This is a genomic window from Pandoraea aquatica, assembly GCF_902459565.1.
GTDB lineage: Bacteria > Pseudomonadota > Gammaproteobacteria > Burkholderiales > Burkholderiaceae > Pandoraea > Pandoraea aquatica.
The window spans coordinates 11,226-25,146 of the sequence record NZ_CABPSN010000006.1 but is presented as its reverse complement, the minus strand read 5'-3'; the positions used below and the strand labels follow the sequence as shown (position 1 = coordinate 25,146).

Sequence of the window (13,921 nt, the reverse complement as noted above, 5' to 3'; positions counted from 1 at the left end):
GGTTCGTCTTAGCTCGTTACGACGTTTCTGCGACACCGTCACTCGGGTCGTAGTGCGCACAAATCTACGGGAAAAGCCGATTCGCACGCACGGGGGATTTCGCGTTGCGGGGCCGGCGCTGAATGAGGCGAGAGTTCCAGATGGTCACACGCGGACAGACGGGCAAGACGGTTCAGGCACGACATTCGACGCCAGGCGCACGACGTTTGCGTCTCTCGCCCATGACGCACGCCGTTGCACTGGTGCTCGCCACCGGCAACTTCTGGAGCGAAGCACACGCACAACAAGCGTTCAGCAGTGCGTGGTTCGCCGCGCGCGGTGCCGCGCAGACGACTGCGGCACAAACGGGACGTCTGCCGAACGGCATGCCCGTCTCGTCGTTGCAAAACCCGGGCGAGCAGCAGCAACGCGCCAATCAGGCGTTGCAGAACTCCATCGCCAATCTCGCGACCGCAGCGCAGGGCATCGCCGCGATGCAGGCTGCGCAAACGGCGGCGCGTCAGGCCGCTGCCGCGTCTCCTGAAACGATTCCCGACGGTCTTGCCGAAGGCGGCTTGAAGGTCGACACGAACAGTCTTACTGCGGGCTGGATCAACGCGAAGAAGGACATCGCGCAAACACGCGACGCCGCGGGCAACACCAACGTCAAGATCGAACAGACGGGCGAGAAGGCCATTCTGAACTGGGAGACGTTCAACGTCGGGCGTCGCACGACGGTCGAGTTTGCGCAGCAACCGGGTTGGGCGGTGCTTAACCGCGTGAATGATCCGAATGCGCGCCCCAGCCAGATTCAGGGCCAGATCAAGGCGGATGGCACGGTCGTGATCGTCAACCGCAACGGCATTCAGTTCACGGGCACGGCGCAGGTCGACACGCGCAATCTGGTGGCGGCTGCCGTGGGCATGACGAACGACCAGTTCAATCGCGGCATCTACGGCACGGCACTTGCAGGCGCGACGGTGCCGACGTTCGCCAACGATCTGAGCGTCACCGGCTCGGGCTTTTCGCACACTGGAGCTACGGCCAACGTGGTCATCGACGCGGGCGCGCGCATCAGCACACGCAAGCCGCAGTCGGTGACCGAAGGCGGCGGCTACGTGTTGCTGCTCGGCCGTGAGGCGCATAACCGAGGCACCATCGTCACACCCTCGGGCCAGACGGTGATCGCGGGCGGCGACGCGTTCGTCATCCGTCGCGGCATGGGCACCGACGGCAATCCGAATTCCAGCACGCGCGGCAACGAAGTCACGCCGAGCCTCCTCGCGGGATCGACGGCCGGACGCGTCAGCAACAGCGGTTTGATTCAGGCGCCGTTGGGTGACATCTCGCTGGTGGGGCGTCAGGTCGAGCAAAGCGGTGTGCTGGTCACGACGACGTCCGTCAACACGCGCGGCACGATTCACCTGACGGCGAGTGGCGACACGAACGCGCTGGTGCGTGTGGCACCGGGCGCACTGAATGCCATCGTGCTCGATACGTCCGGCGATACCGCGCTCGATGTGCAGCGCGCCAGCTTGCTCGCCGACACGGCGAAGGTGGCCGAATCCGGCTTGTACAACCGTCGCGACCAGTCGCTGGTACAGATCGTCTCGTCGGGCGATGTGCTGCTCGACAGCGACACGCTCACGCTTGCGACGGGCGGGCAGATCAACGTCGCTGCAACGCGACGCATGATTGCCATGGAACGCGCCAAACTTGACGTGTCGGGCGCGGTCGGCGTGCAAGTGGCGATGGCGTCCAACAATCTCGAAGTCAACATTCAGGGCAACGAGCAGCGCGACGCACCCACCAACCGCGACACCCAACGACTGAACAGTCTGACGGTCTTCATCGACCGTCGTTACCTGGTGCGCGTGCCGGCGGGCATGCAAGGCTACTCGACCGATCGCTGGTACACGTCGGGCGGCTTGCTGGAAGTCAGCGGCTATCTCAACACCGCGCAGCACGGCGTTGGCGAATGGGCCGCGCAGGGTGGCACGGTGCAATTGGGCGGCGCACAAGTCGTCACGCGTGCCGGTTCGCTCATCAATCTGGCCGGCGGCACGCTCGACGTGCAGACGGGCATGATCCGGCAAAGCTGGTTGCGCGCAGAAGACGGCCAGTTCTATCGCGTCGACAACGCACCGGGTGACCTGCGCTACCTCGGCGTGTATCGCGGCTTCGAAGTTGCCCACGCGCGCTGGGGCAAGAACACGACCGAGGCGTATGCCACGCCGTTCATCGCGCCGGGCGAGCGGCTGGAGAACGGCTACACCGTGGGGCGAGACGCCGGACGTCTGATCGTCTCCGGACAGTCGGCGGTGCTCGAAGGCGACGTCGATACCACCGTCTACCAAGGCTCGCGTCAGACGCAAGCAGCGGATCGGGGGCTGTATGACGGTTACCTGCAATCGCAACTCGCCGCGCCGCGTGGCGGGCAGTTGATCGTCGGCAAGCTCACGCCGTATTACGACGACACGTCGCTCACCTTGCGCGACAGTCCGAACGCCGTCGTGCGTACGATCGATGTCGGCGATATTCAGGCGTTGGCGGCGTCCATTGCGCTGGATGCCGACATCGATGCGCAACGCGCGGGGAAGATTTCGCTCGACGCCGGCTGGCTCAATCGGCAGCACTTCGGCGGCGTGAAATTGCTCGCGACCGAGCGCGTCGGCCTCTCCCGCGATCTGCGTGTGGTGGATGGCGGCGACATCGGCCTGCATGCGACGCGCGTAGACATCGACGCGAACCTCACCGCGCGAAGCGGCACAATCAACGCCGGCAACATGCTGCGTCGCGTGAACGAGAATCAGGGCGGCGGGTTATGGCAAGACCTGCCGGTCGTCGACACCGCCAGAGTCGCGGGGACGCAATACGTGAAGGTCGCGAGCGGCGCAACGCTCGACGCGCGCGGGCTGTGGAGCCGGGCCATCGACGGTGAGGCGGGCGTTCACGGCATGCCGTATCTCGATGGCGGGTCCGTCGCGCTATCGAGCACGGGCGACGTGATCCTGTCCACGGGCAGCGCTATCGACGTCTCATCCGGGGCCGCGCTGCTGGCCAACGGCACGGTACGCGGCGGCAAGGGCGGCAGCGTGTCGTTGCTCGCGAGCCAGTACGACACGAACGGCACCCGCGTGGGCGCGCTGCATGTCGACGGCGACCTGCGCGCCTTCGGCGTGAACGGCGGCGGCACGCTCAAGATCGACACCGGTAACGGCGTGATCGTCGGTGCCCCGGGGCTGGTCAAAGACGGTTGGCTCGGCGTTGGCGAAACGTCGCCGGTCGCGCTCACGCTCTTGCAGGAGTACGTGATCAAAGCCGGCACGGTCATGTCGACGGACTTCGTGCAGACCGTCTCCACCGTGCGCGCCGGCGAAGTGCTGACGACGCAGCCGGTCTTCACCACGGCAGCACCCGGCGTGCTGTCGGCCCCCTGGACGGTGCCCGCCGGCGTGAACGGCACGGCTTACGTCGTCTACGATCAGTACGGGAACGCGTTCCGCTCAGGCGACGTCGTGCCCGTCGATCGCAAAATCTCCCGCGGCGAGGGGATGATTGCCAGCGGTTATGTCGTGCCCGCGAACGTGTTTCCAGCCGGTTGGACGATAGTGGCTTACGACGTCGTCGCGAAGGCCGGGCAACCGCTTCCTGCGGACGTTCGATTGGAAAAAGGCGCGACGATTCCGGCCGGTCTCTCGCTGGTCGATGCCGTGCGTGTTGCTTCACCTACGTCGCTCGGCACCGGTCTCTTCTCCAGCGGCTTCGCCCGCTACGACGTAAAGGGACAACTCGGCTTGGTGGTTGCGGACAACGTGCGACTTGACGTCGCGATGCCGGTCTTCAACGTCGACGTACAAGCTGCGCGCAACGCCCAAAGCGGCACCGATCCGCGACAGATGCTGTCCGTCTGGCTGCCGCCGGAATGGCAGGCCGACGCCGCGAAGGGCACTGTGTCGCAACGCGGCGGCGCGGACATTGCGCTGTCGGCGGGCGCGTCGTACAAACGCGCAGACTTGCGCCTGGGCAGCGGCTCGCAAATCTCGGTGGACGCCGGTCGCAGCATCACGCTTACCGGCAATCGTCAGATGACGTTGCTTGGCGGCCTGCATGCGGCGTCGGGCACCCTGAGCGTGCTGGCGGGCGAATTCCTCACCGAAGGCTCGAATCTGCCCGAAGGTCGTCTCACACCGACCTCCATGTGGATCGGCGAGAACGCCGTACTCGACGTGGCGGCGCGTCCGTTCGTGGCGCGCTCGGCTGCCGGCACTTACACCGGCAAGGTGGCCGATGGCGGCACGATCCAGATCGGAGCGAAGTATGTGCCCGGTGCGACTAAGTTGGTCGGGGCCGACGCGTTCATCGTCGTGCGTTCGGGGGCGACACTCGACGCTTCCGGCGCCGTCGCCGACATCGACCTGCCGGGGCTGGGCCGCACACGCGTCGCCAGCAACGGCGGCGTGATCTCGCTGGCGTCCGGTCGCGGCCTGTATCTGGACGGCGACATGAAGGCCGAGGCTGGTGGCGCAGGTGCGGCGGGCGGCACGCTGAACGTGGCGCTGGACACGCCGCTCTACGGGCGCGTGGATCGCACCAGCCTCAAGGGGGCCAACGTCGACGATGCGGTACGCGTCGCGCGGGAAATGATCCTCGCGCAAACGCAAGGCCCGAGCGAATTGTCGGACGCATTGCTGCCCGGTCAGATGGGCGGGGCCGGAGGGCTGGTGCTCGGACGCGCGCGTATCGGCGTCGACCGCATCAAGGCCGGTGGCTTCGACAACCTGTCGCTGACGGCCAACGGCATGCTCGATTTCGCGGGGGACGTGAGCCTGTCGATGGGCCAGAGTCTGCGCATCGCGGCAAGCTCACTGGGGCTGGCAAGCGGCGCGGCACCTGCCACGCGCGTGAAACTCGCCGCACCCTACGTGCAAGTCGCGTCGGCGGGGGGCGGTCAGGACGACAACTTCATCCTGCCCAATCCGGTCAACGGTTCGAAGAACGGCGGGCGCGGCATCGGCGTGCTCGGTGTGCCCAAATTCGCCCCTGACGCTCGATTCGACATCGACGCGTCGCTCATCGATCTCACGGGCATCGTCCAGTTCGGCACTGCCGGGACCATCGAGACGAACAGCGGGACACCGGTCAAGGTGGAGCGTCTGGCGTTCGGCAACGTTGTGCTACGCAGCGCCGGGGACATACGTCTGCTTGGCAAGCAGGAACTCTACGTGCCGGGCGACCTGACGCTCGCCGCCGCGCAGATCTATCCGGCGGCGAACGCGAGCGGCAAGTTCGTGGTGGGCCAGTACAGGACGTCGAACGGCGCTATCGAACTCGACCCGAAGCGCGTACTGACGATCGCTCGCACGACCGAGGCGCTGCCCGAGCAGCCCTATTCTCTCTTCGGCAGTCTCATGCTGGTCGCGCCGACGATTCGTCAGGGCGGCGTGTTGCGCGCGCCGATGGGCACGATCACGGTCGGTAGTCAGTTTGGCGGTGAGAGCGTCGGCATGTTTCATCTGCTGCCCGGCAGCGTGACGTCGGTGAGCGCGAACGGTCTCGTGATGCCTTACGGCGGCTCGCTCGACGGGCTCAGCTACATGTACGCGGGCAACGACGTGCAGACCTTCTGGCCGGGCGGTGGCCCGTCCGTCATCGTCACCAGTCACGCCGTCGCGGTGGAAAAGGGGGCCGTGATCGATCTGTCGGGCGGCGGCGAGATTCGCGGCGCGGCGTTCCTGGCCGGACGTGGCGGCTCCGTCGACGTTCGCCTCTCGCCGCTCATGCAAGTCTTGCAGACCGGCAACAAGGGAAGTTTCCGTTTGCCCGCGCTGTCGACCAATCCGGTCTACGCCATCGTGCCGGGGACGCAACCGGCCTACGCCCCGGTGCTCGGCGAGCGCGGTGCAGGCGACCCGCTCATCGGCCAGCGGATCACGATCGGCGCCGGTGTACCCGGATTGCCGGCGGGCACCTACACATTGCTGCCGTCGACGTTTGCCCTGCTGCCGGGCGCGTTCCGCGTCGAATTGCAGACGCAGGCGAGCGTCGACGCTTCGCTCGGTCCGGTCGCCATGCGCAACGGTTCGCTCACCGCACCGGTGACCCTGAGCGTGAACAACACCGGCATTCGCAATGCCGCGCCGACGCAAGCCGTGCTGAGCCCGGCGAGCGTGCTGCGCACATATGCGCAGTACAACGAAATGACCTACGCGGACTATGTCCGTGCGAGTTCGGCGCGCAATGGCGTGTCTCGCTCGCTTGTCGAAGCCGATGCCAAGCGTCTGGATCTGAAATTCCTGAGTGACAGAGAGGCGGGCAAGGTGGTCGATGTGCCCGCGTTGCGCTTCGACGGACTGATGGCGGGCGCCGCGGCCAAGGACGGTTACGGCAGCAGTCTGCTGATTTCCTCGCTAGGTGAGCGCGTGGAGATACTCGGGCCACGCGCGACGCCGACCGTGGGCGACCGGACGCTCATCTCACTCAACGCCACCGATCTGAACGCCGTCGGTGCGGCGCGTATCGGGATCGGCGGGTTGCCGGAGGTGACGACGAGCGCCAGCAGCCTGTTGGCGTCGGCCATGAGAGCGTCGATCAACGGTGCGCTCAAGTATGTGGTGCTACGCGGCGGCGCGATGCTGCGCGCCAGCGAAGTCTTCATTTCGTCGAACTCGCCGCAGGACGGCATTCGTATCGAGCAGGGCAGCGGCATCAGCACGCTCGGCTACGGCAAGCCGATGTGGGATTCCACGCTCGGCTATGTCTACGCGCCCGGCTCGAAGGCCGTACTGGCCGTCTCCAATGGTCGATTGACGATGTTGGCACCCGAGGCGGGCAGTCCGACCGAGGGGGCGGGCGCCATCGATCTGGGCGTGTGCGCGCCGGGCGCGACCTGTTCGGGCGAGACGCTGCTGCTCTCCGAAGGCAGTATCGCCGTGTCGACGGACAAACGTTTCACGATCACCGATGCGGTGCGCTACGGCGCGCGTCAGTTGGCGCTGACGGTCGGCCGGGTGAACGTCGGCAGTCAGGCGTCGCTCGACGCACTCGCCGCCAAGGGACGACTGGCCGACGGGCTGACGCTCGACCAATCCATGCTGAGCCGCCTGCTGCGTGGCGATACCGCGTACGGCACGCCCGCGCTCGAGAGTCTGTCGCTCGTCGCGCGCGACTCGATCAACTTCTTCGATTCCGTCGAACTCTCGACCCTCGACCCGGCGACGGGTAAGTCGCGCATCGACACGCTCGTGCTCGGCACACCGGCCATCTTCGGCTATGGCTCGGCCGACGCGCTCGCGCGCATCCGTACCGATCGCCTCGTATGGAGCGGTTCGAAGTCCCCGGCCGGTGCGGTGACGGCCGACGGCGCGGGCACCGGCAGCGGGCGCTTCGTCATCGACGCGAAGGAGATCGTGCTCGGCTACGGGCCCGCCACGCAGCCGGACAGCAACAACGACCAGAACCGGATGGCGCTCGGGTTCTCCACGGTGAATCTGAACGCCAGCGAGCGCGTGAGCGCCAATTACAAGGGCGGTCTGTCTGTCTACCGGTCGCAGCAAGGCTGGAATGCGCAGACGAAGGATTACGACTACAGCGGCGGCGACCTCGTCATCGATACGCCGCTGCTCACAGGCGCTGCCGGTTCGACGAGCCGCTACACGACCGGGGGTAACCTGACGGTGACCAACGCCAGTGCCCGTGCCAAACCGGTGCTGACCAATGCCGACTTCGTGGGGGCTTTGGGCGCGGACGTCTCCCTCAAGGCCGGTGGCACGGTGAACCTCGACACCGGTGTGGTGCTGCCGAGCGGTCGACTGAGCGTGGCGGCGCAGGGCGAGCTGACGCTGGGCGATAACGCGCAACTGGATCTCGCAGGTCGCAAGCTCGATTTCTTCGACGTGAGCAAGTACAGCTGGGGCGGCGACGTCCTGCTGTCGAGCGCCAACGGCAACGTGCGTCAGGCGGCCGGATCGCGCATCGATCTGTCGGCGATGGAAAACCGTGCGGGCAAGCTGTCGGTGGTGGCGCTGGGTGCCTCGGGTGGCAACGTTTCGCTGCTGGGCAAACTGTTGGGCAGCGCGACCGGCCAGTACGATGCGGGCGGCACGCTCGTTCCGTTCTCCGCCGGGGGGATCGATGTGCGCGCGCAACGCATCGACGATTTCACAGCACTCAATGCGCGCCTGACCGACGGCGGCGTGTTCGGCAGCCGCAGCTTCCAGATCAAACAAGGCGATCTCGTCGTCGGCGACGAACTCAGGGCGCGCGAGATCACGCTTTCGGTCGACGGCGGACATCTCGAAGTCCGGGGCCGTGTGGACGCCAGCGGCGATCAGGTGGGGACGATTCGCCTGTCGGCGCGCGATGGCGTGAGCGTGAGCGGCGCAGCCGTGCTGGATGCGCACGGCAAGGTCGCTCGTCGCGACAGCTATGGTCAGATCATCGAAGCGGCGAATCGCGCCGTCATCGAAATCAACGGCAACGAAGGGCGCGTGGTGCTCGCAGACGGCGCACGTCTCGATGTGCGGGGTGGCACGAACAGTATGAACGGTAAGTCGCTCAACGTTGGCACGCTGGAGATCAGCGCCAAACGTCTCGGTGCCGGAGGTGGCGCGATGGGCAACGATATTGCCATCGACGCGAGCGGCAATGTGGTGATCGACGGCGCGCGCGCCATCACCGTCAACGGGATGTATCGCGATCTGGATGCCCCGCCGGGCACCGATACGGCGGTCGATGGCCGCCCCTATCAGGTTGTCAATCGGGCATACCTCGACGCACTCCACGAGAAGAACGAAACGTTCATGACGAACGCGCTCGCCAACGGGGCAATGCTCGCACGGCTGGCGGGGCTGCGTCGCTATACGGACGCGTTCCATCTGCGTCCGGGCGTTGAGATCATGAGCAAGACGCCGGACGGCGACATCCATCTCGACGGCGACATCGACCTGTCTCGCTATCGCTACGCGAGTCTGAACCCGCATACGCAGAAGACAGGCGTGTACGGCAGCGGGGAGGCGGGCGCGTTGACGATTCGGGCGGGGGGCGACCTGAAGGTTTATGGCAGCGTGAGCGACGGCTTCGACACCACCCGTCTCACGCCGGGCACGGACAGCAAGGGCTGGGTGCTCACGAGCGGCGTGGCCGGTTGGGGCGACGATGCGGTCGTGCCGGTGGGCGGGCAGGTGAAGCTGGCCGCAGGGACGGCATTCCCGGTCGGACGCGCACTCAACTACGACATCCCCGTACAGGCGACGACGCTGCCGGTCGGCCTGCGCTTACCGACGCGCGTCTCGCTCACAGGCACGCTGACGTTGCCGGCCGGTACGGTCCTTGGCGGCGCGGTGCGCGACGCCGCAGGCAACGTGATCTACGCCGCAGGTGCCGTGTTGCCGTCTGCCGTGACGCTGCGCAGCACAACGCAACTCGACGCCGGTAATGTGCTGCCTGCTGCGACTGCCGTGGCGGCGCTCACGTGGCCTGCCGGTGCCGTCGTGCCGGTAAAGCTGGTGCTCGCGAACGCCGTGGATCTGCGCAAGGGCGCGATCGTTCCTGCGGAAACGGATGTGAAGTTGCCGGGCGGCGCGACGGTCGTCAAACTGCGTCCGGCGGACGCGGACGGCGTGCAGGGCAACTTGCTCGCGATCGCACCGATGCTCGCGCCGGGTTCGGCGTCATGGTCGATGAGATTCGTGGCGGGAGCCGACACCACAGCGGCCGATCCGCGCGCATTGCAGCCCGACAGCAAGCGTGGGCATCTGGTGCTTTCCGACTCGCACTACGGCATGGGGGAAGAGCGGGTCAAGGTGCCGGGCAGCGGGTCGCCGGGCGTCTTCAGATGGGGCGATTACGGCGACTGGTACGGCGGCACTCCCGGCGAGATCGTGACGCAGGCCGAGCTGGAAATGCTGGGCATTGTGGAAGACGGCGACATCGACGGCATCAACGGCGGCTACGACGTGATTCGTCTCGTCACGCCAGGCACGCCGCCGACGTACACCTTCAATTCGCTGCCGGCACGCGAACCGGCGTTCAGCGTGTTGCGTACCGGGACCGGCGATCTCGATATGCTCGCGGCGGGCAACTTCACGATGACTTCGCCTTTCGGCGTCTACACCGCAGGCACGCAAGCCGCCGACGTCACGGGGGCGTACAACCTCGCTCGCGGCAAAGTGAAGGGCGCGAACGTGCTCGGTGCCGACGGCGCGACGTTCGAGAAATACGTCGACGGCAAGACAGACAGTCTTTACGGCGCGTGGTATCCGGAGCATGGCGGTAACCTGTTCGTTCGCGCGGGCGGCGACATTCGCGGCGACATCGCGGCGGACGGCACGGGCTTTCGTCGCACGACGAGCTTCGGGATGCCGCGTGCAGCGGCCGACATGTCGAACGTGGGCAATTGGCTCTGGCGACAGGGCTCCGGTTCGGCGATTGCCGACGGCGGCATGCCGGGCGCGTGGTGGATCAACTTCGGGACCTACACCGTGGGTCCGTCCGAAGGTTACGACGCCTTCGCCAAGATGCCGTATCTGGTCGGCTTCACCGGGCTGGGTACGCTCGGCGGCGGCAACCTGGTCATGGAGGCCGGTGGCAACGCGGGGATGCTTGAGTCACGCATGGGCCCGAGCAATTCGGATGCGACGAAAGTCTTTGCACGTAGTCAGGGCGTGAACGTCGCGGTGGCCAGTACGGGACGTGTGTCTGCCGACGGATCGCAGATCGTGCTGACAGGCGGCGGCGATCTGGACGTTCGCATCGGCGGCGGACTTAATCCGGTGCGAGACGTGCGCGCGATCGCACCCGCCAACAACGAGATCAGCGAGTCCACGGCGTGGCGCAATGCCAATCTGTCCCTCTATGGCACCTTTACGAATCTGCGCGGCGCAACGCGCGTAGAAGCCGGCGCACTGGGTGGCAGCGGCGCGGTTGCAGGCGGGGCCGATCTGCGTGAGTCGCGTGCGACGAGCCCGTTCGTGGTGTCGGGCGGCATGGCCAGCGGTGGCCCGACGCTTGTGCTCGGGGATTCGGGGGCGCGCGTCGAAACCCGTGGCGATCTCGTCATCGGCGGCTATGGCGACGCGACCCGCACGAAGCAGCGCAACAACGGCACACCGTTCTCGGTGGGCGGCGTGGATTACAGCGGCGAGGGTTTCAGTTGGTTCACGCTGTGGACCCCTTCGACCGCCATCGATCTCTTCAGCGCCGGGGGCAGCGTGGCACCGCTCACCGCCATCGCCGATCGCACCCGTGTGGGGGGCAACCATTCACCGACCGACGGCCGCTTCGTTCTGCCCGCCACGTTGCGTGTGACGGCGGGCGCGGGCAACATCTTCAACGGTCCCGCCGCGACTGACAGCTTCTTCGCGAACGGCGCACAGACAACGGCAGATACACCGATGCTGCTCGCGCCCGAGCCGGTCAGCAGTTTGTTCAAGGTGAGCAGCGACGGTGGGGCGCTCGAAATGCTCGCGGGGCAATCGATGTTCGGCGGCGGGTTCCCGATCAGCCGCTCGGCGGCCGATCCGCGCGCGTTGCCCACGCCGCAATCGCCTGCGTTTGCCGGGGGTGTGGCCGATATCCCGGGCAATCGTTCGTATCTCACGAACGTACGGCAGGACGCGCTCGCGCCCGATCTTTTCTACTACTACGGTGCTTCTGGTGCCAACGTGTTCCCCATGTTCAGCCTGACGCCGGCCACCGTTTCGGGTTATGACGTTGGCCATGTGTCGCCGGCACGCTTCTACGCGGTAGCAGGCGACATCGTGGGCCTTCAGACGGGCGGCATCAACTACCGGGCGTCGTTGTCCCCGAAGCAGGGGCTGGAGGCCACGTGGTACGAGGGCAACGGGGCGGTGGCGATTCGTGCGGGACGCGACATCGTGAATTCCGGCACGCCGCTCGGCACGTATCTGGTCTCCAACAGCGACTTTGCTGGCTGGTCGATGACGCGCGACGTGCTCGATCCGTCCAAGCCGGGCACGCCGAGCCGGCGCAACGGTGTGGCGACGCAAGGCAACGTGATCGTTCACAACCGCGCCGACGACGTCTCCGTGGTCTCCGCCGGACGCGACGTGCGCTACAGCACGTTCTACGTCATCGGGCCGGGCGCGCTGGAGGTGACGGCGGGACGCGACGTGTTCATGGGCGACACGGCGGAGTTGCGCAGCCTCGGTGGGGTCGTCAACGTTAAACCCGGCGACCGAAGCAATGGCGCTGCGATTGCGGTCGCGGCGGGCGTCGGTCCGAAGGGGCTCGACGGCGTCGACTTCAAGGCCTTCGCCGCACGCTATCTCGACGCGTCCAATCTGGCCGATCCCGGCCGCGCTCTGTCGGATCAACCGGGCAAGGCCGTGGTCGTCTACGGTGGCGAACTCACGCTCGTGGGGTGGCTGCAACAGGAGTTCGGTTATCGCGGCGACGCAGCCGGTGCCGACGCCTTCCTCGTGAGCAAGCAGGCCGAGCTGAACGCTGCGAACGCCGCCAACGCGGCGAGTCAGGCGGGCAGTGGCGCGGCAAAGCGCGACCTGCGCAACGAGTACGCGCAGCAGAGCCAGTTGCATCTCGTGAACTGGCTGACGACGCGCTACGGTGGGCCAAACAACGCAGGGTTGCATTTCGATGCGACGTCCATGAACGCGCGTCAGTTCTTCGACGCGCTCGCGCCGGAGCAACAACGCACTTATCTGCGCGACGTGTACTTTGCGGAGCTGCGGGCGTCCGGGCGCGAGTACAACGAGACTGGCGGCGCGCGTGCGGGCAGTTATCTGCGCGGACGCGAAGCCATCGCCACGCTGTTCCCAACGCACGACGCCGCGGGAAACCCGCTGACATACGAGGGCAGCGTCACGATGTACAGCAGCGCGAAGTATTACCTGCAAAACCTGAATCGCGAGGCGACAGTGCGTCCGCTGCCGGGCGTTCAGTATCTGACGCAGGCGCAATGGATTGCCCGTGGCAGCCCGCAATACGACGTGCCGCATTACGAAGTGCAGGACGCTGGGATTCACACGGACTTCGGTGGCGGGATCAGCATCGTCACGCCGGGCGGACGAACGCTGGTCGGCGTGGACGGTGGTTTCGTACCGGGCGACGGCTCGGGGGTGCTCACGCAGGGACGCGGCAACGTCGATCTGTATTCGCGGGACAGCATTCTGCTGGGGCAGAGCCGCATCTTCACGACGTTCGGCGGCAACGTGCTGGCGTGGTCGGCGCAGGGCGACATCAACGCCGGGCGCGGCTCGAAGTCGACGGTGGTCTACACGCCGCAGCGTCGCGTGTATGACGAGATGGGATTGGTGTCGCTCTCGCCGAGCACGCCGAATACCGGTGCGGGCATCGCGACGCTGAACCCGATTCCGGAGGTGCCGCCGGGCGACATCGATCTGATTGCGCCGCTCGGCACGGTCGATGCCGGTGAGGCGGGCATTCGCGTGTCGGGCAACGTCAACATCGCAGCACTGCGGGTGCTGAATGCCGACAACATTCAGGTGCAGGGCAAGTCGGTGGGCATTCCGACCATCGCGGCGGTGAATGTGGGGGCGTTGACGAACGCGAGCGCGACGGCGGCGCAGGCGGCTGCGGCAGCGCAGGATGCGGTGTCGCGCGACCGCGCCAGTCAGCGGGCCGGACAGTCGTCGATCTTCACGGTGCGGATGCTGGGCGCGTCGGCTCAGGGCGCGCACGGCGAGGCGGAAGGTAAGCCATCGGCGGCCAACGGCGACGCAGCCCGCTACGGGGCAGGCTATCGATACGATGCATCAAGCCCGGTGCAGATTCTCGGCATGGGTGGCAAGGTCGATCCCGCACTGTGGCGCAGTCTGAGCGACGCCGAGCGCAAGCGGATGCAACCGGCGGCGGCGCAGAGTCACTGATCGCTTGGCTGTCGATGAACGATCGATACGGTCATGCACGAGCTTGCCGCGTGTTTTTTAGTATCGTGATCGCC

Annotated in this window: 1 protein-coding gene; it reads left to right on the top strand. The window is 66.5% G+C overall.

The features are described 5' to 3' along the window. Nucleotides 1-140: 140 nt before the first annotated feature. The gene (locus PAQ31011_RS19105; protein ID WP_174990193.1) at nt 141-13,847 is read left to right on the top strand and encodes a filamentous haemagglutinin family protein; all 13,707 of its coding nucleotides are present in this window, start codon (nt 141-143) and stop codon (nt 13,845-13,847) included. Nucleotides 13,848-13,921: the final 74 nt, after the last annotated feature.